The organism is Caballeronia sp. M1242 (genome assembly GCF_017220215.1).
GTDB lineage: Bacteria > Pseudomonadota > Gammaproteobacteria > Burkholderiales > Burkholderiaceae > Caballeronia.
This window is the reverse complement of the sequence record NZ_CP071131.1, coordinates 588211-614739: the sequence shown is the minus strand read 5'-3', so window position 1 is coordinate 614739 and position 26529 is coordinate 588211. Positions and strand designations below refer to the sequence as shown.

The window sequence follows — 26529 nt, the reverse complement described above, 5'->3', positions numbered from 1 at the left end:
GAACGATCGTGAAGCAGACCTATGTAAGTGCCGAGTATTCCGCTTGCATTTCCGTCCCTTTTATCGCAATGTGGGTTGGCGCACGTACTGCAATTTGGCGAGGCGTGAAGGTAAGTAGTATTGGACGTTGACATTTCACTTCCGTCCGTGCGTACAGCTAACGTCGTACGTTTCGTCATCCGACGTTTATCGCCAAGCATCGTAACCACAACGTTCGTTGCCGACTTCGTCGGTCGCGCTATCGCCGCTTTTCGTTGGACCGCCATTCGAACGAATAAGGAAACTCTCTGATGAACACACCAGTTCTTGGGATCGATCCAGTCCCCGCGCGCACGCGAGACGACAGCTTTTCAGCGAGTGACTTTTGGAAGCTGATGGTCGATAACGTGTGGCTCGTGCTCGGGATCATCGTCCTGGTGACAGGCCTGGCGACGCTGTACGCGTTCATCGCCACACCGGTCTATTCGTCGGACGCACTCATCAAAGTGGATTTCCCGAATCCCAATGCGCTCGGCGTGAACACACAAGGGCAACAGCAGGCGGGTCCGGCCACGTTGCCGACGGATGCCGAAATGCAGATCATGCAAAGCCGCGCCGTCCTTTTGCCAGTGATCAAGAAGTACCATCAGAATCTCTCTATCACGCCGAGACAGGTGCCGCTCCTCGGGCGCATTTCGAGCATGTTCGCCACGCCGGGGCAACCCATGGCGCCGGTTCTCGGTCTGAAGTCGTTCGCGTGGGGCGGAGAAGATGCGGACATCAGCACGCTGGAGGTACCGCCGCGTCTGGAAAACAAGGCATTCATCCTGCGCGCGCTGCCGCAGGGCGCTTACGAGTTGACGGACTCCGACGGCAACTCGATCCTGCATGGCACCGTCGGTCATCTGACGAATGCCGACGGAATCTCGATCATGGTGGACAAGCTGGTCGCGCGTCCCGGCACCGAGTTCAAGGTCGTGCGTTTCAGCGAGTATCAGGCCGTCTCGCGCTTCCAGAAAAGCCTGAAGGTGATGGAGTCGACCAAGGACTCGGGCGTCGTCCAGGTCGTCTACGAGAACGATGACCCTAAGCTCGCGCAGCAAATCACCGATGCGATCGCGCAGACCTATATCGCCGCGCACATCGACCAGCATCGCGTAGAAGCGAGTGTCACGCGCGACTTCATCATCGGCGAGCTGCCGCGTCTCGAGCGTGAACTGCAACGCGCCGAGAGTGAATTGAGCAATTACCGCAAGTCGTCGAACTCCATGCAGCCGGGCACCGAAGCGACGTCGTATCTGCAAGGCAGCATCGACATCGAACGGCAGATTGCGGCGCTCACCATGCAGCGCACGCAGATGGCGAGCCGCTTCGCGCCGACGACGCGCGAAGTCCGCACCATCGACGAACAGCTCGCCACGCTCAACGCGCAAAAGCAGGCCTTCGACAAACGCTTCGGGCAACTGCCCGGCTCCGAGCGCAAGCTCATGGACCTGACGCGCGATTCAAAGGTGGCCGAGGACATCTATGTCGCCATGCGCAAAAAAGCAAGCGAACTGGCCGTCACGCGCGCGGGCACCATCGGCAATGTGCATCTGATCGACTCGGCCATTTATCCGACCGAACCGTCCAAGCCCAAGCGCATGCTGGTCATGGCGGGCGGCGCCGCAGGTGGCGTGATCCTGAGCATTCTCTTCGTGTTCTTCCGCGATCAGCTTTCGCGCGCGGTGAAGACGCCGCACTCGGTCGAGAGCCGTCTCAGCCTGCCGGTGTTCGGCGCAGTGAGCTTCAGCCCGATGCAGGCGCGGCTCGACCGCACGGCCAGGCCTTCGCTTCTGCCCGGCAAGAGTCGTCTGCCCTCGGTCATCAACGATGTGTCGCGCCGCGTACTGAGCGACGATCCGAACGCGGGGTCGGTCGAAGGCAGCCACGCGCTGTCGGCGCTCGGCAATCGCGACATGGCCGTGGAAGCGTTGCGCGCGGTGCATGCGTCGCTGATGCTGGATATCGCGCCCGCCCCGAACAATATTCTCGCGGTCGTCGGCGCGACGCCCGGAACCGGCAAGACGTTCGTCGCTTCGAACCTCGCCGTGCTGCACGCGCAAACCGGCAAGAACGTGTTGCTGATCGACGGCGACATGCGACGCGGACGCATTGCATCGATCTTCGGTCAGAACGGCGGCAACGGCTTCGCAGAAGTGCTCGCCGGCAAGATTCAGGTCGATCAGGCCATTCGCGAGAGCGACGTGCCGGGGCTTTCGCTCATGACGGCCGGCCGCTTCCCGGCCAATCCGTCGAAGATGCTTTCGACGCCGCGCCTGCCGTTGATCCTCGACTACATGCAGCAGCAGTTCGATCTCGTCATCATCGATACCCCCGCAGTGCTCGCGGTCAGCGACGCGAACCTGATCGCCGCGAACGCCGGCTCCTCGGTGATCGTGGTGCGGCCGAGCGCGCAAAGCGAGGACGAACTTCAGGAAGCCATCAAGCGGCTCGACCTGACTGGCGCGCGCATCGCGGGCGTGATCTTCAACGCGGTGCCGAAGCGCCGCAGCGAGAAGCGCACGTATGCCTACGCGAGCGCGTACACGTCGAATCTCGCCACGGAAGAGGAATAGGCGGCAGCACTTCTCTGTGAGACCTCGCGGACCGCCGCCTGAGCGCGGCGCGCGCTGCCGCGTTTCGAATCCGCCGCCTACGGGAGTTTCATGTTGGCATTCAGCACGAAGCACGACGTGCCGCGCCGCACGTGGCATGTCGATCCGACGGTGCGCATCGTCTCGATGCTCGCCGCGCTGTCCACCGGACTCGCCGCCGCGGACGCATGCTTCGCCGCGAGCGGGCTGCAACTCGCCAGCGCGCCGAGTTCGCTCATCAGCGACGGTGCTGGCGCGAAGCGCATCACGCTGAAGATGGATGCTGGCAGTGCGTCGGACGGCGATCAGGTCGTCGCGACGCTGTATCGCTACGACGATAACGCCGAGCTCTCGCGCACGCCGCTCGACACGTACCGCGTGTCGCCGTCGCAGGGAAAGGGCGGCGCGCAGGTGGCCGTCAATGTCTCGTTGCCGGGCGCTGGGCTCTATACGCTCGACGCGAAGGTCGTATCGAAGGACGGCGGCGAAAGCGATTCGCTCAAGGTCAGTCTTGCCGCGCTCGCGGCGGGCAACGGCAATTTCAGGGAAGCCGGCGTCGCGACACATTTCGGACAACGAAAGGGTGATCCGCCGACGGTGATGTCGCTCATCAAGCGCGCAGGCTTCACATGGATTCGCGACGAACTGTACTGGACCGACGTCGAACCGACGCCCGGCAAGTTCCAGTTCCCGCGCAAGGACAGCGACTATGGCGGATATGTCGCGCAAGCCTCGAAGATTGGGTTGAAGCCGTTGATCGTGCTCGACTACGGGAACGGCCGCGCCTACCCGGGCCTGTTCAAGGGACCGAAGGGGTTTCCGCAGACGCAGCAGGAACGCGACCTCTTCGTGCGTTACGCGCAGAAGGTGGTCGGGTTCTACGGCAAGTACGTGAAGACGTGGGAAGTCTGGAACGAGCCGGCTTTCCCGAGCATCGGCTATGACACTTACATTGCGCTGCTCAAGCCCGTCTACACGGCAATCAAGAAAGAAAGTCCCGACGCGAGCGTGGTGTCGTGCGGCGGCGGCGGAGCGGGCGGCGGTCCCGGCGGCGATTGCATCGTGCAGATCGTGAAGGCGAACGCGCTCGACTATCAGGACGGCTTCAGCATTCATCCGTACATGTCGCCGTACGACCCGGACCGCGGTTACGAGGCGAAGGGATCGCCGCTGCCGCGCGTGAACGTCTCGACCGTATGGCCGCATTTGCAGCGCATGACGCAGTCGCACCCGCGCCCCGGCGTCGGACGGCTGAAGGTGTACATCACGGAAATCGGCTGGCCGTCGAGTCCCACGGAAGCCGGTCTCTCGGAGCGCAAGCAGGCGGCGGCGGCAGCGCGCACCTTCCTGCTCTCGCGCCGCTTCGGCACCGTGGAAACGGTGATCTGGTACGACTTCGTCGACGACGGCGTGGACGCGGCGGAGAAGGAAGCGAACTTCGGCCTCGTGCGGCTCGACCTCACGCCCAAGCCCGCGTATGTCGCCGCGGCCACGTTGTTCAGGACCATCGGCGCACGCGCGTTCAACCGGTCGTTCGTCGACGACGACAAGACCAAGATCTATCAATACGGTAGCGATGACCGCGTGATCGTGGGCTGGAAGAGCGATTCGAACGCCGATCCGTCGCCCACGCCCGCGCCGATTCCGCCGGGAACGTACAAGCAACTCGACTGGCAGGGCGCGACCTCGACCGTCGAAGTCAAGGAAGGCTTCGAGTGGAAACTGGGCGCGCTGCCCAAGTACCTGATTCCGGCAACGCGATGAACCGAGCCGCGCGCGCAGACAAAAAAAAACGCTCCGGCGCATGGCGCGCCGGAGCGTTGGAGGGCGGTGTCCGCTTAAACCGGATTCGCCTGGACGAAGTTCTTGAAGGCCGCGTAGGCCGGGGTCTTCGTGACGCCGTCGTTCTTGATGAGGCCGTACGAGTCGTCGATCACCGCGTACATCATCACCGACTGAATGTTGTACTTGTCCTTGATGGACTTGTACTCGGTGAGCGCCTTGGTGACGTAGGCGGTTTGCTGCGCCGCCGTGTCGACCTGGCCGAACCAGCCCCATTCCGTCAGCCAGATCGGCACGCCGAAGGAATCCTTCAGCGCCTGCAGCACGTCGTAGCACTGGCTGTTCTGCCAGCCGCACAGCACGTCGCCCGAGCTTTCGTACCAGTGGTAGCACGTGAAGTCCCAGCGCACCGAAGCCGCGCCGCCCACGCCCGCCGACGTGCCGTTCGGCGAGATGCCGTTCCACAGCATCTGCAGCGCGCGGTACGACAGCGCGACGCCGGTGCCGACGCCGACCTTGATCGAAGAGTCGATCGCGCGCACGCCGTCGACCATGCCGCGGATCACGCCGCGGTACGCGGGCCACATCGTCGGGCTCCAGTTGCTCGTGTCATGTCCGTCGCCGCTGATCTTCAGCGACACTTCGAGTTCGTTGCCGCACTCGATGTACTTCACGAGGCCCTTGAGCTGCTGCGTGACGCCGGTGGCGAGGTTGTAGCCGAGCGTGTACGCCGCCGATTCGCTGAGCGAGCCGTTCCAGCCGCACGACGACGGGTTCAGCACGGGAAGAATGTTCACGCCGCTGTTCTTGAACGCGCCGTTGAGCGCGGTCGCGAGGACGGTCGCCATGCCGGCCGATGCCACGTCGGCGCGGTAATTCGTGACGCCGAGGTCCTTGAGAATCGCGAGCTGCGCGGCGGGCGACATCGTGTGGTAGATGCCGCTGCCGTAGGCCATGTGGCCGTTGATGCCGTAGAACAGCGATTTGCTGGTGGTGGCCGCCGCCGCCACGGTGCCGCGCGGGTCGGCGGTGCCGAGGTTCTGCCACGGCGACGTGCCGCTCTTGAACCAGTTGCCGGCGGAGTTCTTGCCGTAGATGACGCCGTTGTAATAGAGGATGTTGACGAACGCGACGGGCGAGCCGGTCGCGACCGAGGTGCCGTTGCGCGTCGCGTGGCCGTTCACGAGCGTCCAGACGGCGCCCGAGCTATCGGTCACGGATGCCGCCGGCGGAATGACGGTGCCGCTCGCGGAGGCGCTCTTCGCCACGCCCTTTTCGGCGTTCGCCACGCTGTCGGTGTTGGTCAAATCTCCGCCGCCGCCGCAGGCCGCCAACGCCGCGCTGCCAGCACCTGCCATGAGAAGGGACAGGAAGCTTCTACGCGATACGGGTGCGTTACGGGCTTCCGTCACGGAGAACACGGAAATTTGGTCCTGCTTGCGAGTGGAGAGATTCGTAGACACGGGAAAAAGTGCGTGTTTGCTTAAGGAGACCGGAGTATATGTTCCTAAAACGCTCCCAAACGTTTCTGAATGTAACAAAAAACGGAAAAGGTAAACACTCGCTTTATTCATATCGTAGACAGGAAACTTTCCTTCACATGAATGTGAAAGAGGAACAAACGTTCGCTCGCTTTTGGGGACAGTGGAAGAAACCGGTCAGTTTGGAGGGTCTTGAATAGCACCCTTTTTACTGATCAGTACGAATGACCGGAAATAGGTCGTTGTGCGAACGATCGTGCGCGCTGATTCATCGAGCGCGCGGATCGAATCGAGGTGGAAAACAGCGTCAGCGCGCGAAAGTTTTGCGGCTTGCGCAGCCTAGCGGCTCTCGCAGGTCATATGTGCCGCACGCGCCGCGCGATGCCGATGAATCCGATGAAAAAAGGACGTTTCGGCGCACTGAACCGAAAACCGCGCATCCGGCGTCCCGCACGACGCCCTGCTTCCCACGGATGCCTTTGCACTTACTGACGCGGCCGGAAAGCGCCTGCCAAGCCGGAGAACTCTGTGAACGCGCAAACATCACCGCTGCCCAACCGCATGTCGCACGTCGATGCGATCCGCGCCGTCGCCGTGCTGTTCGTGATGTGGACGCACTACGCGGAAAAATTCTCCGATCTCGCGGGCTCCGAGCAATGGCTCAACGCGATCCAGCACTACGGCAACTTCGGGCGGATCGGCGTGGTCGTCTTCTTCGCGCTGAGCGGACTCTTGATCCCGAAAAGCCTGCACGGTCCCATCGGACCCGGCACGCGGCAGTTTCTCATCAGGCGATTCTTCCGCCTTTATCCCGCGTTCTGGGCGTCGATCCCGCTCGGCTTTCTCGCGTACTGGATGCTCTTCGGGAAGCAACTGGAGCCTGCGGGCTGGCTCGCGAACGCCACCATGGTGCCGCGCCCGCTCGGCTATCCCGAAGTGATGGGCCACTACTGGACGCTCGAAACGGAGCTCGTATTTTACGTGCTGTGCCTCGCGCTCTTTTGGCAAGGGCGGATTCACCGCATGCGCGACCTCTGCGTGGTTTGCGTCTCGCTGGGCGCGGCGTTCGTTATCACATCGGCGCTGAAGATCGTGCCGCCCACTGCGCTCGGCCAGTACAAGGGCATGCTGTATCACCTGTCGATCATGTTCTGGGGCGCCTGTTTCCGGCACTTCTACGACAACCCCGGCGCGCGCGTGGTGTTCCAATTTCCGGGCGCGCGCGGCCTGCGAGCCGACTGGTCCTATAGAACCGCGTTCCTTGCCGTGACAAGCGTCGTCGCGGGCATTTCGGTGCTGACGTTCGCCGTCGCCATCAAGCAGCACGACAGCGAGCACGTCATCAACTCGGTGAGCTATCTCGTCGGCATGGGCATCTTCGCGCTGCTCGCCACCGTCGCGAAGATTCACTGGCGGTCGTTCGCATGGCTCGGTGAACGGAGCTATTCGCTGTATCTGCTGCACGGCGTCCCGCTCTATGTGCTGTACTGGGGATGCCAGCGCGCCGGTTGGACCGGCGGCCCGTTGGCTCTCTACATGGTCGTGGCCGGCGTCCTGGGAATCGCGTTGTCTTCCGTGGCGTTTCGCATCGTCGAAGCGCCGTGCATCCGGCTCGGTCACGCGTTGACGTCCACGCGGCGAGCGCCCGCGCGATCTGCGCTCGGCGATACGGCGGCCAAGGAGAACGCGCGCCGTTCGCCTTGATGCTTTTCGCGGCCCGCCTTGCATGGCGGGCCTGGAACAACCGGCGCTGCAAGCAGCGTCCAGCCTGTGCATGCCGATACAGAGGAACTCATGTATTCAAAGATCGTCTCCTTTCTCTTTTACATGTTCTTCACCTGCGTGATCTTCAATCCGCAGGTCAACGGCGCGACGATCTATTTCTATCTCTTCATTCCGTTTCTCGACCCCAAGTTCGTGCGGTTCCTCACGGCCACGGTTCGGCACTGGAGCGTTCCACTGGTCCTGGCCGTCGCGGTGAGTCTTCTCGGTTCGCCGAGCGTCGCCGCGCGCGTGGTGTCCATTGCCATCTGCATCGGCTATCTGATGTACACCATGGGCCGGCGCATCAGCTATCTGCATCACTGGATGGGCATCAACATCGTCTTCGCGATGCTGCAGTTCGTGCTCTATTACGTCGACAAGGGCCTCGCCTGGCAACTCGGCCCGACGCAACTCGCGCAGACGATCTGGGGCCCTTACGCGACGCGCACTTACACGAACTTCTTCGAGATCTTCTACTTCGCGCGCGTGTCGGGCTTCTCGCGCGAAGCCGGGTTCTTCTCGTCGTTGCTCGTCGCATCGCTCATTGCGTATCTGCTGACCGAGAAGGTCAACAAGAAGGTGGTCGCGCTCTATTGCGTCGGCCTTTTCATCTCCTTCTCGAAGTCTTCGATGGTGCTCTTCATCTTCCTCGCGCTGTATCCGATGCGTCACAAGCTGCGGTTGATCCATCCGCTCGTCGTTCTGACGGCGTTCATCGGCGTCGTCGGACTCATTTCGGTGTATCTCGGCAATCACGCCTTCTTCGGATCGACCACCTTCGCGCACCGTCTCGGCGGCTACCCCTTCATGGTCGAAGCGAGACTGGAGGACCTGCTCGCGGGCGTCAACGCGGAGGATGTCCGCTCCCACTACATGTACATGCCGTCCATGCGCCTCGTGCAGACGGAGATCGCCGCCGGCATCCCGTTTGCCGGCCTGCCCGCGAGCGTCGCGGACATGGGGCTTTTCAGCGCATTGCTGCTGTTCGGCGTAGTCGCGTTCACCGCGAGCGACGGCTTCGTCATGTTGCTGCTGCTTCTCGTCACCTCGACGGTCAGCATCACGACCGTGACCTCGTTCGTGCCGATCGCCTATCTGGTCCTCTACTGGCCGAGGTTCGCCGCGTACCGGGCCAAGCGAACATGGTTCATGCAGGAGCGCTTCGCGCTGACGCCGATCGAACGCTTCGGATTCGGCCGCGCGAGGCGGATGCGGCTCGCGGGCGCGCCGTGGCGCCGCAAGCTGCTCGTCGTGACCGGGCCCGCGCCGCGCTCGGGCAAGACCTTCGTGGCCGCGAATCTCGCAGGCGTGAATGCCCGCGCCGGCAAGCGCGTGCTGCTCATCGACGGCGATCTGCGGCGCGGCCGGATGGCGTTCCTGTTCGGGCTTTCGGGTAGCGCGGGGCTCGCGCAGGTGCTCGACGGTATGGTGAACGTCGATCGCGTGATTCGCTCGGTCGGGGGCACGGGCGTGGATGTGATTCCTGCAGGCGGCCTGCCTGCGGATCCGGTCGAACTGCTCTCGAACGGCCGCCTGCCGCGCCTCATTCAGCAACTCGCACCGCATTACGACCTGATCATCGTGGACACCCCGCCGATGTTGTCAGTCGACGATGCGAGCGTCATCGCCGCGCTCGGTGGCTCCGCGGTGCTCGTCGCGCAGCCGGGGCGGCGCAGCGAGGACGAACTGGAAGAGGCGGTCCGGCAGCTCGATGAAGTCGGCGCGCATGTCGTAGGCGTGGTGTTCAACGGCGACATGCCGCGCCCGAACGAAAGACGCACGCGCGCGTACGCCGGCGGCTATGGCGCGCGGCGCCGGCGTCCGTCGGTTTCGTATTGAGTGCGGAACGAACGCGCTATGGGAAGCGCTGCCGCGCCGATCACGAGCAACAGCCGATAGTCGCCGCCGCTCGCCGGGAGAAGGAAGGAGAGTCCATGGGCGGCGACGGCCCGCATGAGCGCGAAGCTCGTCGTCGCGTGGGCCGCGCGCCGTTGCGGCGCGCGCAGAAATTACGCGCCGGCGCGCATCGGGCGGCGTGTCATCTGCAGCAGCCGGCCCCATTCATAGTCGACGCTTTCCGGAAGCATCCGCAAAACGCCCGCGCCCGGCGTGAACGTTAGCTCACCGAAGAATATGTCATCGTTGCGCGAATACAGATCGACGCGCACGTATTCGAAGTCCTTCGCGAGCGCGTCCGCGACTTCGAGCAACGCGTCCAGATTCTTGGGGCGAGGAACAGGCGTCTCGCTGCGCGCGTACGCGCCGAACGTGATGTCCTGCACATTCCAGTTCACATCGAAGATATCGCCGCGCGGCGTCTCTCCGAAGCGATCCGAAATCACCATGATGTAGATGGTCTGCTTGCCGGACTTCTCGTTGAATACGTGAAACTTCAGGTCGGCCGGCACGACGCCGTTGTCGTCGAGAAGCAGCTTTTCGAAGTACACGCGCGGCTTGATGGCGCGATAGTGCCGCTCTCGCGCGATCTTGTAGAAGTCGGTCGCGAGCCACTCTTGCGCGAGCGCCGCCAGTTCTTCGAAGCTCGTATCTTTCTTGTCCCGCACGACCTTCACGAAGCCGCTGCCGTGGTTCGCCTTCATCACGAACTCGTTGGGCAACTGGTCGAAGACGGTCTTGGTGAAGACGGCGGGCTCGGCGATCAACGGAATCAGATACTGCGGGCCTATCTTTTGGGCGATGAAGTCGCGCACCGCGAGTTTGTCGCTGAGATCCACGTAGCGCGGATCCGGGTGCAGGCAGCGGCTGAGGATCTGTTCGTTGAAGGTGAGCGGACGCTTGAGATTAGGAAATCGCCCGATCCGGCGGCGATGAACGAAGCTCAAGAAGACGTCGTCGGGCAGAAAGACTTTAGCGCTGTCAATGAGCCTTTTCGAAAGCGACATCCGGTTATCCCCCTGTAAATGTCATGTAATGTTTAGGCGCGATTCGCGGCCCACGGTGGCGGGCGCCTCGGGCTTTTTCACCGGTTAGGTGTATCCCCGAAATCGTCCCAAGGCAGTGGTCTTGCCACCGTGCGGAACCGTACACTGCATCCCAGAAACGATTGCTTGCGGATTTTCCTTGTATTAGCCGTTGAAACGTGCCGCGGAATGGCGCATTGACTTTTACAGGGATGCCTTGCGAACGCGTGATTGCGCCGCTGCTTGGAGCAAGGGCGATACCCGGATAATGCGGCTTGAATTGAGCGACCTGCGAAGGCGTTACGGCGGAGGTACTACGGCCATCGCCTCATGGCGATGAACGCCTTGCGGCGTAAGGCGCTCGCCGCGTGACAGCGCGCGCCGTCTGTCTCGAAGCAAAGCGCATGGATTATCGGATAGGTAATACCGGGCAGCGGCGCAATCGAGTCACGGCTTTTCGCTTCTTTACTGTGAGTTCGGAAAACTGCTGTGCGCGTTGGTTAAACGCAAATCATTTTCGCAGGCCGAATTCACTTCGCAAATTGAAAGCGAGCTGCCTAGCCAGTTGTCTCATCAGACAAATCGCCGAATAGATCAGGCGTCGCGCCGGCCACGGGTTGCCGCGCCTGCAAGTTGCCGCCGCGCACCTCTTCGAGGACATCCGCCGGAAGCCAGAGCTCTTCCATTGCGCCGATGCCGCGTTCGATCATCTGCTGCAAAAAGAATGATTGCTTGCGTCCCGTTACTTCCGCCAGTAGCCGCAACCTCTGCTCGATTGCCGGCTCGACTCGTACCGCGACCACCTTCAACTTGTTTTCGGCGGTCCTTCTCAACTTCTGCTCCTTCGTGGCAACAAATGAATCCCTTACACGCGCCGCACAGCCGCGAACGCAGCGGTGCTTCTACCACGAAGCAGGAGCGCGTCGCAATGCCTTTCTCGCGCAACCGGTCTACTGCACATGAAAAAGCCGCGCAATGTCACTGAGTGACAGTGCGCGGCAAACACCCGCTTGGAGTTCGTCGATAAGACTTACGGCGCCGCTACGCCCTGCGTCTTCGGGGTATAGGGCGTGTAGAGGCTCGAGCCCGCCCAGGCAGGCGCGACGCCCGTGTACAACGCGGCGCCTTGCGTGTAGTTCGCGCCATCGTGCCAGTCGCCGCTGCCGGTGTACTTCGCCACCGATGGATACGGATAGACCGGCCGCGTGGCCGTGACCTTGTCGTTCGAGTCGGTCTGATAAGTCATGACGGCATTGGGCGACGATCCGTGCTCGACCCAGCCGGTGATCTGCGAAACGAGGTCGATATTAGGAAAGCCCTCGCCGCCGCCGCAGTGACCGACGCCCGGCACGAGATAAAGACGCGTGAACTCGCTCGCGCTCGCAGCGCCCATAGTGTTCTGCACCGCCTGGTAATACGCGATCGTGAAAAGCGGCGAGATATGCTGATCCGCCCAGCCATGCCAGAGAATCAGCTTGCCGCCGGCCTTCTTGAACGCGGACAGATCCGGGTTCGTCGCATCGTTGAGCGGATGGTTGGCCTGCAAGTAGTTCGGATAGAAGCTCGCGTCGCGATAGCCGAAGGTGTCGATGTTCGGCATGGTCGGCGATCCCGTGAAGATCAGGTTGTACGCGCCGCTCACGATCATATAGCTGAAGAGACTGGTGACGGGCACGGGCGCATCCGTCGACTTGGACGTCGGCAGTTCGACACCGGGCCAGTTCACTTCGGAGCCATACTGCGGCGAGCCCGCGAGCATGCGCTCGCCGGTCGTTGCATCGGTCGGGCCGGCGTAGATCTTCGTGGCCGTCGCGACTTCCGCCGCCGTCAGACAGTTGCTCGTATCGGACGCGTTCGCGCTGCACTGGATCGTCGCGGGATCGAAATGGCAAGCGCGCGGATCGGCGATCAAGCCGTCAGGCGCGCCCGATTGACCACCGCAAGCTGCCACGACCGCCTTGTGCAGCACCGCGGCCTTGTCCGCATAGAGCACGGCCTTGCCGGCGCTCGTGCCCGTCGTGCTGTTCGATTCGACGCTCCAGCCGTGATACAGCGAGTTCTGCACCTGAAAATGCGCAGCCGGCGCGCCCGCGACGATGCCGTTGTAGTCCGCCGGATAACGCTGCGCGGCCATCAACGCTTCGCGGCCGCCGTCCGAGCAGCCGACGAAGTACGAGTACTTCTGCGCCTGGCCGTAATACGTCTGGATCAGCTTCTTCGCGGCGAGCGTCGTGATGTGCTGCCCGCGATACGCGAAGTCTGCCTGCTTCTGCGGGTCGGTCGTCCATGACGAATCCTGCGCCGAGTGGCCCATGTCGGTCGCCGCCGTCACGAAGCCGCCTTGCTGCACGAGCGGGCACGTGTAGCTGAAGCTGAACGAGCTCTGCTTGGTTGGATCGCTCAGATTGCCGCACAGCCCGCCGCAACCGAGCTCGGCAAAACGCTGCGTCCATGAATCCACGGGCAGCGCGACCTCGAATGTATTCGACGGCGCGAGGGTGCCTTTGACCGTGCAGAAGTTGACCGTCGCGCCGTTGATGGTCGCGGCCGTGACGGTAGCCGATGTGATCGAACTGCCCGCGCCGCCGATATCGCTGATATCGAGCGAGGCGAGCTTCGAGCAATCGACGAGCGGCTTCACTACCGACAAAGGCGCACTACTGGTACTGCTGCTGCCGCTGCTTCCGCCGCATGCCGCGACCATCGCAACGGCGATGGACGCCACGCAAAGCGTCACCAGCGAAACCGCGCCTACGCGGGCACGTCTGAATCGCCCAAGTAATCTCGTGACTGTCATGATGATCTCCATGCTACGTTCGTTGTACGAATCATCGTATCCATTCGGCCGCTACGTCAGAACCGGTGGATGATACCCACGCCCGCGCCGAACATATTGCGCGTCGCCGACGGCGTGTTCTGGAAACCGTCGCCGAGCGTCGCGTTCGCCGCGACTTGATGACCCGCCGTGTTGCCCGTCGGCGCCGAGAGCGTATTGCCGTTCGCGCGCTGGAACGCTTCGAGCGCGTAGAAGCCCGTGCGCTTCGAGAGCGCGTAGTACTGCGACAGGTTGAACTGGTGATACGTCGCCGCGTTCGTGATGCCGTTGGCCTTGCTCGTCCACGTGTAGCTGTAGCCGGCGGCGAAGTCCCATGCCGACGATGCCTTCCAGTGCAGCACCGTGCCCGCCGTGTTGAAGATGGCTTCATCCGTGAACAGCGAGTTGACGCCCGGGATGTACTGCACGTTCGAGTACGTCACCGAGATGTCCCACGCGCTGTTGAACGCGTAGCCGCCCGCGACGGCGAAGCGGTTCTGCGCCTGCGCGCGCTGATAGCCTGCGGTGAGCGCCGAGACGCCCGGCTGGCCGGTGCCGTCGGTGGCCGCGGTGTTGTTGACGACAGCCGAACTGCCGCTATAGATGCCGCCGCCGTTGGCCGCATTGTTGAAGCGCTCGAACGCGACCGTCATCCCGACCGGACCTTGCGCGTACTGCACTGCCGCCGACCATGCCGAGCCTTGGTAGACGCTGCCCGGCACGCCCGCGAACGAGTAGGAGCCGCTCACCGTGAAGCCGTACAGCTTCGGCGACGTGTACACGACCGAGTTGTTGGCCCGGTAGATGGTGTCCATGTTGTCGATATCGCCGGGGTGCGCGCCGAAGTAGCCGGTCAGCCAGTTCGTCGGGCTATACGGCGAAAGCAGCGTGTAGTACGAGGTGTACTGACGGCCCAACGTCACCGTGCCGTAGTTCGCGTTCGTAAGACCGACCCAGGCCTGGCGGCCGAACATCGCGTTGGTGAACTGCTGGCCGCCGCTATTGATATCGAAGCCCGACTCCAGCTGGAAAATGGCCTTGTTGCCGCCGCCGAGATCTTCCGCGCCCTTCAGGCCGAAGCGGCTGCCCGCCCAGATGCCCGAGGCCATCTTGACGTTCGAGCGGCCCGCTGTCGAGCGCGCCAGGTTCGTCTGGCTGTTCTGATAGACGATCGAATCGTCGACGATACCGTACAGCGTCACGCTGCTTTGCGCGAAAACAGGCGCGGCGATGGCCGCCGTTCCTGCAATCATCCCTGCCCCAAACTGCTTTAGTCGACGTGTCACGTTTGATTTCCTCATGTTCTCTTGATGGCTACGACGTTGGGCAAAGCCTGTCCGTGCCGCGCGTCATGAGAACGGCGGCGAGGTTGGCTTGCGATGGTGGTTCCGCGGGTGCTGCTACCGCGCGGCGGCGCTAGGGCGCAAAAGCGTCAGGCATGGAAGCGTCTCCCTTCTCGAATCGTTATGCCGTGTAGGGTCATCGGCTTGAAAGTTGATACCGGCTACAAAATGGCTGCGACGCCGCTGGCGGAAAAGGCCGGGTTAACCAGTGCGTAGGCGCATCGAGCAAGCCCGCGTATGAAGGCTCGCAAGCGCCGGAGCCTTGCGGTAAGAGACTTTCGGAGGACGACCGGCTGATTCAGCGACGCAGTCCGCGCTTCTCGGACGAACGACGCCGATAAATAAAACAGATGCCGTTGTGAGGTGTTTCGTATTGAACTGCGGTTGGTAGAGCGGCAATGCGCTCAGAAGTCGCTGTGCCATAGGTCTTGAAATGGCAACGCGCATACCCGCACGCATACTTACAGACCGTTGACGGTCCGTCAGTTCCACGTGTAGAGCCTCGAAGGCTCCGACATCTAAAGGCGAGAACATGTCGCGTAAGAGCAAGCCAAAGTCCGTCGAGCGCCGGTCGGCCACTGGCATTGTGATGCGCCGCCCGGCTTGGCGCGCGCGCCCTTTCAACGCCTCGCTCGAGTCTCCCGCAATGTCCGCAGAGCTCGCCCTGTGGCTTCTGCCTCGGCGCGCAGCCATTCGATGAACACTTCCGTATCGCGCCGCATGTTGGAGACGACCGCGTGATACGACGCGCCGCAGTTTTCCAGCACGGGAAAGGGCGCCAAGAGCCGTCCGCTCTCCAGTTCCTTGAGCGCGAGCGCCGGCGAACTCACGACCACGCCCATGCCATCCGCGGCGGCTTCGAGCGCCGTCATGGCGTGCGAGAAATGATGGCCTTGCGATTCGTTCGACACCTCAATGCCGACGAACTCCGACCACTTCCGCCAGTAAGACAGGCCGCCGTGAACGATGCCCCGATCGTCGTGCAGGAGCGGCAGTGTCATGAGCGATTCGGGGCGCTCCACGCTCACGGTGGCCGCGAGCGCGGGCGGCAGAAGCGGCGTGAGCGTGAGCGGCAGCAGTGCGTCCACGTGCAGCGGGTCATAGCGGCCGTCGCCCAGCACGATGACGACATCGACTTCTTCGAGTTGCTGGCGCACGGAATCCGCCTCCGTTTCCGGCGCGGTCCACGAATGTCCGAAGCCGAGCATCCACGAGACGACATGCACATCCACGTCCCTGTGCTGCGTGAGAAAGCGATGCAGACGCGGCATCAGCCAGCGGTTGGAGAACGACGGCGGACAACTCACCGTGAGCGTTTCCTTGTCCTTGAAGCGCGAGAGTAGATCGATCGATTCGCGCAGCGTGCGAAAGCTCTCGCTTAGTTTCGGCAGCCACAGCCGGCCCGCCTGAGTGAGCACGATGCCTTTTTTCGTGCGTTCGAAGAGAAGGACGCCGAGGTAGGTTTCAAGCGAATTGACTTGATGGCCGATGGCGGCGGGCGTCACGTGAAGCTCTTCGGCAGCCTTGCGAAAGCTGAGATGACGGGCGGCGGATTCGAACGCTCTCAGCGCGTTCAGCGGCGGTAACGGCGTGGGCATCGTGGTCGTCAGATGGATGGCGGGCGGCGGCCGGGACACGAAAAAAATTCGCGATCAGCCCAAGAAATGCTCGTGTGACATCGCGGGACCGCGCCGATAGACTAGGTTGTCTCGGAAGAACGGATTCGTCATGGAAACAACTCAATCAGCCAGTTCTCAAGCGGTCGATTCTTGCACAGAACTGCTCGCGCTCAAACGCGAGCTCGTGGCGGCGAACCGCGTGCTCGCGCATCTCGGCGTGCTCGATGCATTCGGTCATGTGAGCGTGCGGCATCCCGATCGCCCAGGGGAGTTTCTGATTTCGCGCTCGTGCGCGCCCGAACTCGTGGAACTCGACGACATCATCACGATGCGTCTCGACGGCTCGATATCGGAAGGCGACGGCGCCAAGCCGTATCTCGAAGTACCGATCCACGCCGAAATCTATCGGGCGCGAGCGGACGTGCGGGCGATCGTGCACAGCCATGCGCCTTCTGTAATTCCCTTCGGCGTGGTAACGCAGCCTTTGCGGCCCGTCTATCACATGGCCGGCTTTCTCGGCAAAGGCGCGCCCGTGTTCGACATTCACGCCTGCTTCGGCTGCACCGACATGCTCGTGCGCGCGCCCGCACACGGCGAAGCGCTCGCGCGGTCGCTCGGCGATGCGTCCGTGGCGCTCATGCGCGGACACGGCTATGTCGCGACCAGCGAGTCGCTTCCCGGGGCCGTCTATCGGGCGATCTATACCGAGCGCAACGCCGCGATCCAGCAGCAGGCCATCGCGATGGGCGGCCCCGTGACTTACCTCGACGAAACCGAGGCGCGGCTCGCCGACGAAACCAACATGGGCGCGGTCGCCAAGCCCTGGGCGCTATGGCGACGCTACGCGGACGACCCGCGATGACAACAACGACCTGAATTGCCCGGTACGCGGTCACGCACCTCAACTATAAGATCCGACCTGGAGACACATCATGGCGCAAGCCCGCCTGACCCTGGAGGAATTCGTCGATTCGCAGCCGCTCTCGCGCACGCAGGTGCTGATCGGCGTGCTCTGCTTCGTCGCGGTGCTGCTCGACGGTTTCGATTCGATCATGATCGGGTATGTCGCGCCCGCCATCCGCGCCGACTTGAGGCTTGCGCCGGCGCAGCTCGCGCCGTTGTTCGGCTCGGGCGTCATCGGGCTGATGGTCGGCGCCATGCTGATCGGTCCTCTCGCTGACCGGTTCGGCCGCAAGTCGATTCTCGTGGCGAGCGTCGCCTCGTTCGGCTTGCTGACCTTCGCCGCTTCGCTCGCCACATCGCTGCCGGTCATCGTCGCGTTGCGCCTGTGCGCCGGGCTGGGTCTCGGCGCGACGATGCCCTGCGCGATCACGCTTACATCCGAGTTCTGCCCACGGCGCCATCGCTCGCTCATGGTCACGACGATGTTCTGCGGGTTCACGGCCGGGGCAGCCGCGAGCGGCCTGCTGGCCGCATGGATCGTCTCGGACTTCGGCTGGCGCGCGGTATTCGTCACCGGCGGCTTGCTGCCATTGCTGTTCGCGCCTGTGCTCGCGATCGGCTTGCCCGAGTCGCTGCGATTTCTGTCGCTGCGGCGCGATGCCGGCGCGCGCATCGCGCGCATCGCCGCCCGGCTCTTTCCTTCGTCCGATATCACCGCCGTCGATCTTGCCGCGCATGCGGACGCGCGCCGGCGCTTTCCCGTCGCCGAACTGGTCGCGCCGGGCGTGCGAGCAGGCACGGCACTCATCTGGCTCGTCTATTTCGCCAACCTTCTCGTGCTGCTGTTTCTGAACAGCTGGCTGCCGACGCTGCTGCTCGGTCACGGCCTGTCGATCATGCGCGCATCGGCCTTCACCTCGACCTTCCAGCTCGGCGGCGCGCTCGGCTCGATCGGCATCGGTTATGTGATGGATCGCACGAGCCCGTGTCGCGTGCTGGCGGCCTCGTTTCTCGTGGGCGTGCTGGCGCTTGTTCTGGCCGCGCACGCGGGCACATCGGCCGCCGTGCTGTTGCCGCTGATGTTCGCTATCGGCGTCGGCACCGGCGGCGCGCAGACCGGCGCGCATGTGGTCACGTCGTCGTTCTATCGGACGTCGAGCCGCGCCACCGGCATGAGCTGGGCGCTCGGCGTCGGGCGCATCGGCTCCGTGGTCGGATCGATGGCGGGCGGCTTCCTGCTCGGCCTGCACTGGAGCGCATCCGCGATGCTCACGCTGATGGCGGGCGTGCTGCTCGTCGCGGCAATCGGCGCCGCGTGGCTCGCGCCCCTCATGCGCCGCGCGACACACGACGCGCCGGCGGCGCCCGCCCGTCCCGCGTCCGCGACGGGCGCCGGACTTGCGGAGTGACGGCGCCCATCCCTTGCCCTCGTGACGCCCGGCCAGGACGCGGCTGCACGCCGGGCGGCTCGTAACGACACGATGAGGGTTGCGCCAGAAGTCCCGAATATGGCGATGCGCCTCCACGATAGGAAGGTCGTCATCGTTCTCGCTCCGCAGGAAGCGCTCGCGCAACGCCTCCACGTGCTCTCGCATCATGGCGATCAGGCGAGCCGCGCCTGCGCCATGCTCAACGCGATATCGAACGCCTTCTGCGTGGCGCCGACGTCCGCACGGCCCTGACCGTGAATGTCGAACGCGGTGCCATGCGCGGGTGTCGTGATCGGCACGGGCAAGCCGCCATGCACCGTGACGCCGCGCCAGAAACCCATGAGTTTCATCGCGATCTGGCCTTGATCGTGATACATGGTCACCACGCCGTCGAAGGCTCTTTGGTCGCGTGCGCGCACGAAAATGGTATCGGCCGGGAACGGGCCTCGTGCGTCGTAGCCGAGCGAGCGCGCTTTATCGACAGCGGGCGCGATCACATCGATTTCTTCGCGTCCGAATGCGCCGTTGTCGCCGTTATGCGGATTGAAGCCGCATACCGCGATGCGCGGCGATGCGACGCCCGCGCGCTCGAGTCCATCGTGAATCAATTGCACCGCCCCGACGATACGCTGTTCGGAGAGCCTTTCGCTGACGTCCTTCAACGCGATATGCGACGTGACGCGCGACGTCCACAGTTCATCGAGCACGTTGAATTCGCAGAAGGCGCCGCTGTAATCGAGTTGACGCGCGAACCATTCCATCTCGTCGTTCGTTTCCATGCCCGCCATGTGCAACGAGGTCTTGTTGACGGGCGCGAACAACATGGCGTTCGTAACGTTGGCTTGCGTCATCGCGAGCGCCTTCTTGAACGCTTCGAGGCTGTACCGTCCGCCTCGTTCTGTGGACAGGGCGCGCTCGTAGGGAGCATCATCGGTAAGGCGGAAATCGATGAGCGACGGTGTATCGCTATCGCGTTCGGCATCGGCTTCGTTCTCGACCACCACGTATTCGAAGCGTTGTTGCGCGATCGCCATGCCTTTTTCGAGCTCGCGCTTGTCGCCGACGATGAGTAGATCGGCGCGGGCGCGGTTCTCCGGCCGCGCGATCAGACGCGCGATGAGTTCGGGACCGATGCCGGCGGGGTCGCCAAGCAACACTGCAATGCGAGGTTTCATTGTTAGCCCTTCATGTGTTAGCGCGTGCGGTGCGGATCGAACGCCAGCGATAGGAAGTTATATATCAGCGCCCATGCTGTATGAGTGCCACGCTGCTCGCGCAAGTCAAGCACGCGCCGGGTGGACGACATGTCCAGTATCCGGCAGCGGACGCTCCTCATGCTTTCGACGGCCGTTGTGTTGCCCGCTTCATTCGATGATGTCGAAGTCGCTCAAATGTTTGTCCGACAGCGTGAGGCCGAGGCCCGGCGTGTCATCGGATAGTTGCAAATAGCCGTTCTCAGGTTGCGGTTCGCCGTCGAAGATGTAATAGAAGAGTTCGTTGCCCACTTCCACGTCGAATACCGGGAAGAACTCGGACATAGGGCTGGCGGTCGATGCCATGGTGAGATGATAGTTGTGCATCTGACCCGCGTGCGGTATGACCGGCACCGACCACGCTTCGGCCATCGCATTGATCTTGCGCGCCGCCGTGATGCCCCCTACGCGGTTCGTGTCGTATTGAATGACATCGACTGCGCGGCGTTCGAGCAGGTCCTTGAACCCATACACGGTGAACTCGTGCTCGCCGCCGGAGATCGGCACGATGTTCATCTTCTTCAGTTCCTGATAGCCCTCGATATCGTCGCCGATGACTGGTTCTTCGAGCCAGCGCGGATTGAATTCGGCGAGTCGCGGCAGCATGCGCCGCGCATATTCGAGCGTCCATCCCATGTAGCACTCGACCATCAGGTCTACATCATCGCCGATCAGTTCGCGCAGCAAGCGTACTTGTTCGATGTTTTTCGCCATGCCCTTCGGGCCGTCCTTGGGACCATAGCCGAAGCGCATCTTCATCGCGGTGAAGCCTTGATCCAGGTAGCCTTGGGCTTCGGCGAGGAAGGCGTCGCGGTTATCGTTGTTATAGAGCTTCGACGCATAGCACCAGATCTTCTCTTTGGTCCGGCCGCCGAGCAGCTTGAACACCGGCTTCTTCGCCGCCTTGCCCATGATGTCCCAGATGGCGATATCCATCGCCGAGATCGCCGCCATGCCGATCCCTTTGCGGCCCCATGCGAGCGTGCGGCGATACATCTTCTGCCAGATGTACTCGTTATCGAAGGGATCTTCGCCGATAGCGATAGGCGCGAGGTATTCATCGACGATTTGCTTCGCCACGCGCGGGGCGAGCGCGCAGTTGCCAATGCCGACCGTGCCATCGTCGCATTCGATCTCGACGACGAGCCAGCCGTGGAAGCGGAACGAGCCCATTGCATCGCCGCGTTCGTAGAGAATATCCACGGCATTCGTACAGAAGTGCGCTTGCGGCGGCACGACCTTGCCTTTCCATTCGAAAACGCGTGCGCGAACGTGCTTGATCTTCATATGCCCTGTCTCCATTCGATTGATTGCGCCGTCGCATGCGAGGGTTTGCGCGGCTATGTCGGGTAACGCTAGTGTGCGAAACTCCGCGATAACTGACCATTGAATATTCAGAATCAGGCTATTTCCTGTGGTTATGACCGAGGGTTACTCCGTAGAGATGATTGCGCCCGCATCGACCATTCGAAAGAGACTTCGCCTGCGTCATCTGCAATTGATGACCGCGCTCTCGGAGACGGAATCGCTACGCAGCGCGGCCGACGAACTCGCGATGACGCAGCCCGCGGCAACCAAGGCACTCAAGGAACTGGAAGACACCATCGGCGTGTCGCTCTTCGTGCGGCATGCGCGCGGCATGGAACCGACGATCTACGGCGAAGCAGTCATGCGCTATGCGCGCGTCGTGTTCGAGGATCTCGATAAATTGCGCGAGGAACTGGCGGCTATCGAGGCGGGCGATATCGGCAAGGTACGCATCGGGGCAGTCATGGCCCCTGCGCCGGACCTGCTCACTCGCGTGATCGTGCAGTTGAAGGAAGCGCATCCTCGCTTGCAGATCGGCGTGCAGATCGATACCAGCGATGTGCTCGTGCAAGCCTTGCAGCAGGATCAACTAGATATCGTCGTGGGCCGCATACCCTATGGCTATCCGGCGCAGGACTTGACCTTCGAGACGCTGTCCGAAGAGGCGCTTTCCATCGTGGCGCGGCCCGATCATCCCGCCCTCGCCCTGCCCGGTCGGCCGAAGCTGCTCGAGCTTGCGAAGTTCGCGTGGATCGTGCAGCCGCATCCGAGTCCGATGCGCGAGATAATAGACCAGACGTTCAGGGAATCACGGGTCAGCCCACCGGCGAGCACGGTCGAAACGTCATCGATTCTCACGACGCTGTCGCTGCTGCGCGACTCGGACATGCTGGCGGTGTTGCCGGCGTCCGTTGCCGACTATTATTCGGCGCTCAACACCATTGCGTCGCTGTCGACGCCGCTGCGTGGAAGGCTCGCGCCGTACGGGCTGATTTTGCGAAGAAACCGGCGGATCGGTCCGGCGACGCAATTGGTAATAGAGGCGATCAGAGGCGCCTGAGAAGACGCCGCCGGGCGTTCGACGCAACGGCGTTGGCTTGCAGGCTTCGAGAGCAAGCGAACGAGCTTGCCCTGCGCCGTCCCACTTCTAGCCGCTACCTTCCCGTTGGAACGGATCGACATTCGAACACGGCTCACCGGCTTCCCCTCTGCTCCGCCAACGCGAATTCCGCCATCGATTCTGCGACGTCCGCCTCATTTCCAGTCTGCGCATCCAGCTTGATGTCCGGCCGCATGAAAAACGTCATCGCGATGCCCACGGCGAGCAGCCCGAGCGATCCGACGAACGGCAGCGTCCAGCTCCCTGTGCGATCGACGATGAAGCCGAACGCGATGGGCGAGAAGATGCCGGCAATCGCGGATCCCGCGTTCACCATCCCGCTCGCGATACCGACGTGTTTCGGCGTGATGTCCATCGGCACGGCCCAGATCGGCCCGATGGTCATTTCGAGGAAGAAGAACGACAGGCTCAACGATGCCGCCATGACGGGCAGCGAATGCACGATCATCACAGGCGCCAGGAAGACCAGCGCGCCCAGAAACGCGACGATGATCATGTTGCGACGCGCCGCCACCACGTTGCCCGTGCGCTTCAAAATGCGATCCGACAGCACGCCGCCAGCCGTATTGCCGACCACGCCGGACAGAAATACGCCTGCGGAAAACAGCGCCGAACTCTTGAGATCGAGGCCGCGACCATGCATGAAGAAAGTCGGCAGCCAGGTGAAAAAGAGCCAGCCGGTCCAGCCATAACAGAAATACACTGCCATGGTCGGTCCGATGCGCTTGATAAGCTTGCCCCACGGCGTCGGTTCGCGCGTCTTGCTCGCGGACGCGATGGTTTCGGGCGGCAATTCGGCCACTTCTTCCGCCGTGATATGGCGATGCTTGCGCGGATCGTCCCTGAAGTACCACGCATAGAACGCGAGCCAGATTGCCGTCAGCGCGCCGACCAGTAGAAACGATGCACGCCACGACGCGAACGCGACCAACATCGCGATGAGCGGCGGCGTGAGTGCGTTGCCGAGTCGCGAGAAGGAATGCGTCAGCCCTTGCACGAAGCCCCGCTTGCTCGCCGGATACCAGTTGACGAGCGCGCGCGCCTGCGCCGGCAGCGCGGCGCCTTCGCCGACACCGAGTAACATACGCGCGCAGAAGAGCGACACCACGCCGCCCGCGAAGCCTGTGGCCACGGTCGCGATGATCCAGATCGTCGCGCAGATCACGAGAGTGGTCTTTGCGCCCATCCGGTCGCTGAACCATCCGCCGATGACCTGGCAAATCGCATACGTGTACGCGAATGCGCCGAACACGAAGCCGACATCGGTATTGGAGAGATGCAGATCGTCGCGAATTAGACCCGCGGCGGCGGACAGATTCACGCGGTCCAGATACATGATGAAGGACATCGCGCACATCAGGGCGAGAACTGACCGGGTAACGCGTGGACGTTGCGGCATTCTGTGTCTCCTACAGGGCAATGCGCGTGAATTGCGCTTTTAGAGGCGGACCGTTACATCGACGGTCCGATGCCCGAAGCATGGAGAAAAGCGTGATAGCCGTCTATTGAAATCGGCTTATAGCGCGATTCCGCGTGGTTATCGACGCATGCTGAGTTCAGAGCGTGAAGCCGTAGGCGATCTCGCTGCGCACTGGGCTTTGCGCGCGCTCAGCTGGCTCGCGGCGCTGGCGACTGCAGCGGCACTGGTCGCGCATTTCGTTCTGGACTTCGTTTGACGGTGAATTCGCGCTTCGCATCGGCGGCAGGAACCGGTGGCGTCAGTGTACGGGCTTGGTTTGCAGCACGCTTCTCTCGAAGGCGCGAGCACCGCATGCCTTTCTCCTGACGTCGAAGAAGTCCGTCTCAACGGACAGGCGCCGAATTATCGGCGGGCGAGGTCACTGTGGCTTGCCGCGCGTGAGTGAGATCGATGACACTGTCATCCGCTCCTCGCTCGCCTGAGTGCAGCGACGGCAATACCGGCACCGTGTCGTCCTTCTCCAGCCAGTTGTCGCTTCGGTAAGTCGCGGACCGCGCTTGCATATACCCGTAACGATCGGCCGCGATAGCCTGAAGCATGGATGCGTCGCGCACGATGACCGGTCGAAGGAAAATCAGCAGGTTGGTCTTCTTACGGCTTTTTGTCTCGTGTCTGAACAATGCACCGAGGACGGGGATTTTGGAAACCCACGGAATCCTGCTGTTGCCGTCGGTGTAGTTGTCGCTGATCAGCCCTCCGAGCACGACGATTTGTCCGTCATCGGCGAGGATCGATGTTTGCAGCGATCGCTTGTCGATGCTGTAACCGCCGGCCTGATCCGCGGTACCGCTCTCGACGCTGGAATCTTCCTGATACACCTGCAGCGTGATCGTTCCGCCCTGATTGATCTGCGGCTTGACATTCAACATGACGCCCACGTCCTTGCGGTCATAGGTGTTGAATGCGGACACTGACGATGAACTCGTGGTATTCGTCGAGTAGGACCCGGACTCGATCGGCACGTTGGTACCTACGAGGATCCGCGCCTCGTGATTGTCGAGCGTGATGAGGCTGGGCGTCGAAAGGACATTGACGTCCGAGTTCGACTGGAGCGCGCGAAAGAGACCTTTCGTACCGAGGATGTTGCCGAAGCCGGCTACGAGGCCGACGTTCGTGGTAGTGGCAGCGACCGACTGCAAGCCCGCGGTAGTCAGCCATTCGATGCCGAACTCCCCTTCTTTGTCGGATGACACTTCCATAATCAGCGATTCGATATACACCTGCACTTTGCGCTGATCGAGCCGCGCGATAACCGTGCTCAGGTTTCTGAACACCGGCTCGGGCGCCGTGATGATCAGTGAGTTCGTCGAGACGTCCGCGACGATTTCGCCACTTCCTTTATCGTCTTTATCTTCGCTCGCACGCGACTGCGTTGAATTGCTATTGCCGAAAGGACTGCTCGATGAAGACGAAGCCGCGCTGACCGACGAGGCCGAATCCGCGCCGCTCGGCAACGGCGGCAAGGTCCCGTTGCTGCTTGGCAATCCGGACGAGCTTTGTGTGTTGCCGCTGTTCGCCGCGCTCGACTGAGAATCGCTGCCACTCGATTGCCCCAGAATTCTGCGCAGCGTCTTCGCCACGTCGGTGGCATCCGCGTTGCGCAAACTCACGATATGGATATTGCCTGGCGCCTTCGTCGGCGTATCGAGCTTCACGACGAGAGACTCGGCTTCGTCCAGACGCGCGCCGCCGCTTGCGCGAAGCACGACGGTGTTGCTTCTGACGTCCGGCACGACCACGACCTTCTGAGTCGGGTCAGTATTGCCGATGCCGTTCAGATCCAGCAGCTTCTGCGCCTCTTGTGCTACGGCGGTTGCATCCGCGTAGTTGAGTTGAACGACCGATATATGCGGACTCGAAGCCGATTCGATACCCGCGATGATTGCCGCGATCCTCTTTAGATTGTCCGCATAGTCCGTGACGATAAGTGTGTTGTTGCTCGGATTAGCGGTAATCGAATTGTTCGGCGAGATGAGCGGCCTCAGAGTCGGAATGAGATTGTTGGCAGACTCGCGATGAAGTTGAAAGACCTGAGTGACGACCTGATCCCCTTGCGCGTGCGGGCTGTTGCCAACGTAGGTGGGAACGCCCTGAAGCTTCGCATCTGCTTCGGGCACGATCTTGAGCACGCCGTGGTCCTGCAACAATGAGAAACCTTGCATTCGCAGCGCGGACTGCAGTGTTTTGAGCGCTTCTTCTTCCGAGACCGGGCGTTCGGACACCAGGTCTAATTGGCCCTTCACGCGTGGGTCCACGATGATCGTCTTAGAAGTCGCGAGCCCAATGGCGCGCGCTACTTCCCCGATATCGGCGTGAGAGAAGTTCATCGTCACTGCCGCGAAGGACCGGTGGCAATGCATGGCGAGGAACGCTGTGCCGACCAGCAGCGTGGCGCGCATCACTATTCGGAGCGATAGATGCAGCCGTATATAGCTGGTTTCGAATCGTGATGGACTCCAAGGGACAATCGTTTGCATTAGCGAGTGTTCCGCTGTTTCGCGAAGGGTAGTGAATTGGAAGCTGCTCTAGTGAGATAGAAGCAGTCCAGCGGAGAGTGGACCGCGCTTCGGTCATATGACGAAAGCTCGCGCGCTGCGCACTATACAAGGCGCCGATGCGCCCTGTTCCGGCCGGTAAGAATCGGTTAGGGATAAGCCGTCGGTTTGAATCGCGAAGACAGCGCGCTAGACGTATA

17 protein-coding genes are annotated in these 26529 nt (G+C 62.3%); 7 read left to right on the top strand and 10 right to left on the bottom strand.

Annotated elements, in window-relative coordinates; genetic code table 11:
• The first annotated feature begins 290 nt into the window (after nt 1-290).
• Both JYK05_RS22280 and JYK05_RS22275 read left to right on the top strand, forming a co-directional pair.
• Nucleotides 291-2597: a polysaccharide biosynthesis tyrosine autokinase gene (locus JYK05_RS22280; protein WP_206469858.1), complete on the top strand. Its 2307-nt coding sequence runs from the start codon at nt 291-293 to the stop codon at nt 2595-2597.
• Nucleotides 2598-2687: 90 nt separating this feature from the next.
• Nucleotides 2688-4379, top strand: a complete 1692-nt coding sequence (locus tag JYK05_RS22275; protein WP_206469857.1) for a beta-glucosidase — start codon at nt 2688-2690, stop codon at nt 4377-4379.
• A gap of 74 nt (nt 4380-4453) precedes the next feature.
• Here JYK05_RS22275 and JYK05_RS22270 read toward each other — a convergent pair whose 3' ends face one another.
• On the bottom strand, nt 4454-5704 hold the full coding sequence (locus tag JYK05_RS22270; RefSeq protein ID WP_241270037.1) for a glycosyl hydrolase: 1251 nt from the start codon (nt 5702-5704) through the stop codon (nt 4454-4456).
• 735 nt (nt 5705-6439) lie between these two features.
• Here JYK05_RS22270 and JYK05_RS22265 point away from each other — a divergent pair.
• A complete protein-coding gene (locus JYK05_RS22265) occupies nt 6440-7582 on the top strand; it encodes an acyltransferase (RefSeq protein ID WP_206470522.1) in 1143 nt (380 codons plus the stop codon).
• Between the two features lie 90 nt (nt 7583-7672).
• On the top strand, nt 7673-9481 hold the full coding sequence (locus tag JYK05_RS22260) for a CpsD/CapB family tyrosine-protein kinase (RefSeq protein ID WP_206469855.1): 1809 nt from the start codon (nt 7673-7675) through the stop codon (nt 9479-9481).
• 170 nt (nt 9482-9651) lie between these two features.
• On the opposite strand, the gene JYK05_RS22255 is transcribed toward JYK05_RS22260, so the two are convergent.
• The 5 genes from JYK05_RS22255 to JYK05_RS22235 all read right to left on the bottom strand — a co-directional run bounded on the left by JYK05_RS22255 (nt 9652) and on the right by JYK05_RS22235 (nt 16358).
• On the bottom strand, nt 9652-10485 hold the full coding sequence (locus tag JYK05_RS22255) for an ATP-grasp fold amidoligase family protein (protein WP_241270035.1): 834 nt from the start codon (nt 10483-10485) through the stop codon (nt 9652-9654).
• Between the two features lie 635 nt (nt 10486-11120).
• The gene (locus JYK05_RS22250) at nt 11121-11396 is read right to left on the bottom strand and encodes a hypothetical protein (RefSeq protein WP_206469854.1); all 276 of its coding nucleotides are present in this window, start codon (nt 11394-11396) and stop codon (nt 11121-11123) included.
• 197 nt (nt 11397-11593) lie between these two features.
• Nucleotides 11594-13267: a tannase/feruloyl esterase family alpha/beta hydrolase gene (locus tag JYK05_RS22245; RefSeq protein ID WP_241270086.1), complete on the bottom strand. Its 1674-nt coding sequence runs from the start codon at nt 13265-13267 to the stop codon at nt 11594-11596.
• A gap of 149 nt (nt 13268-13416) precedes the next feature.
• On the bottom strand, nt 13417-14679 hold the full coding sequence (locus JYK05_RS22240) for a porin (RefSeq protein WP_175943862.1): 1263 nt from the start codon (nt 14677-14679) through the stop codon (nt 13417-13419).
• Nucleotides 14680-15341: 662 nt separating this feature from the next.
• On the bottom strand, nt 15342-16358 hold the full coding sequence (locus JYK05_RS22235) for a LysR family transcriptional regulator (RefSeq protein WP_175943860.1): 1017 nt from the start codon (nt 16356-16358) through the stop codon (nt 15342-15344).
• Nucleotides 16359-16449: 91 nt separating this feature from the next.
• On the opposite strand from JYK05_RS22235, the gene JYK05_RS22230 reads away from it, so the two are divergent.
• Together JYK05_RS22230 and JYK05_RS22225 are read left to right on the top strand one after the other, a co-directional pair.
• On the top strand, nt 16450-17202 hold the full coding sequence (locus JYK05_RS22230) for a class II aldolase/adducin family protein (RefSeq protein ID WP_175943858.1): 753 nt from the start codon (nt 16450-16452) through the stop codon (nt 17200-17202).
• Nucleotides 17203-17272: 70 nt separating this feature from the next.
• A complete protein-coding gene (locus JYK05_RS22225; RefSeq protein WP_206469852.1) occupies nt 17273-18652 on the top strand; it encodes an MFS transporter in 1380 nt (459 codons plus the stop codon).
• A 194-nt stretch (nt 18653-18846) separates the two neighbouring features.
• On the opposite strand, the gene JYK05_RS22220 is transcribed toward JYK05_RS22225, so the two are convergent.
• Nucleotides 18847-19848, bottom strand: a complete 1002-nt coding sequence (locus tag JYK05_RS22220) for a 4-hydroxythreonine-4-phosphate dehydrogenase PdxA (protein WP_206469850.1) — start codon at nt 19846-19848, stop codon at nt 18847-18849.
• 189 nt (nt 19849-20037) lie between these two features.
• Nucleotides 20038-21213: an L-rhamnonate dehydratase gene (locus JYK05_RS22215; protein ID WP_175943852.1), complete on the bottom strand. Its 1176-nt coding sequence runs from the start codon at nt 21211-21213 to the stop codon at nt 20038-20040.
• A gap of 157 nt (nt 21214-21370) precedes the next feature.
• Here JYK05_RS22215 and JYK05_RS22210 point away from each other — a divergent pair, with 157 nt between their 5' ends.
• Entirely contained in the window at nt 21371-22294 is a 924-nt protein-coding gene (locus JYK05_RS22210; RefSeq protein ID WP_175944048.1) for a LysR family transcriptional regulator, read from the top strand.
• Nucleotides 22295-22427: 133 nt separating this feature from the next.
• Here JYK05_RS22210 and JYK05_RS22205 read toward each other — a convergent pair whose 3' ends face one another.
• Entirely contained in the window at nt 22428-23753 is a 1326-nt protein-coding gene (locus JYK05_RS22205; protein ID WP_175943851.1) for an MFS transporter, read from the bottom strand.
• Nucleotides 23754-24157: 404 nt separating this feature from the next.
• Nucleotides 24158-26233, bottom strand: a complete 2076-nt coding sequence (locus JYK05_RS22200; protein ID WP_175943849.1) for a secretin N-terminal domain-containing protein — start codon at nt 26231-26233, stop codon at nt 24158-24160.
• Between the last annotated feature and the right edge of the window lie 296 nt (nt 26234-26529).

Coding starts and splice junctions, on each gene's coding strand:
- JYK05_RS22280 (WP_206469858.1), top strand. CDS start 291: ATGAACACACCAGTTCTTGGGATCGATCCAGTCCCCGCGCGCACGCGA.
- JYK05_RS22275 (WP_206469857.1), top strand. CDS start 2,688: ATGTTGGCATTCAGCACGAAGCACGACGTGCCGCGCCGCACGTGGCAT.
- JYK05_RS22265 (WP_206470522.1), top strand. CDS start 6,440: ATGTCGCACGTCGATGCGATCCGCGCCGTCGCCGTGCTGTTCGTGATG.
- JYK05_RS22260 (WP_206469855.1), top strand. CDS start 7,673: ATGTATTCAAAGATCGTCTCCTTTCTCTTTTACATGTTCTTCACCTGC.
- JYK05_RS22245 (WP_241270086.1), bottom strand. CDS start 13,267: ATGGTCGCGGCATGCGGCGGAAGCAGCGGCAGCAGCAGTACCAGTAGT.
- JYK05_RS22240 (WP_175943862.1), bottom strand. CDS start 14,679: ATGAGGAAATCAAACGTGACACGTCGACTAAAGCAGTTTGGGGCAGGG.
- JYK05_RS22230 (WP_175943858.1), top strand. CDS start 16,450: ATGGAAACAACTCAATCAGCCAGTTCTCAAGCGGTCGATTCTTGCACA.
- JYK05_RS22225 (WP_206469852.1), top strand. CDS start 17,273: ATGGCGCAAGCCCGCCTGACCCTGGAGGAATTCGTCGATTCGCAGCCG.
- JYK05_RS22220 (WP_206469850.1), bottom strand. CDS start 19,848: ATGAAACCTCGCATTGCAGTGTTGCTTGGCGACCCCGCCGGCATCGGT.
- JYK05_RS22215 (WP_175943852.1), bottom strand. CDS start 21,213: ATGAAGATCAAGCACGTTCGCGCACGCGTTTTCGAATGGAAAGGCAAG.
- JYK05_RS22210 (WP_175944048.1), top strand. CDS start 21,371: ATGATTGCGCCCGCATCGACCATTCGAAAGAGACTTCGCCTGCGTCAT.
- JYK05_RS22205 (WP_175943851.1), bottom strand. CDS start 23,753: ATGCCGCAACGTCCACGCGTTACCCGGTCAGTTCTCGCCCTGATGTGC.
- JYK05_RS22200 (WP_175943849.1), bottom strand. CDS start 26,233: ATGCGCGCCACGCTGCTGGTCGGCACAGCGTTCCTCGCCATGCATTGC.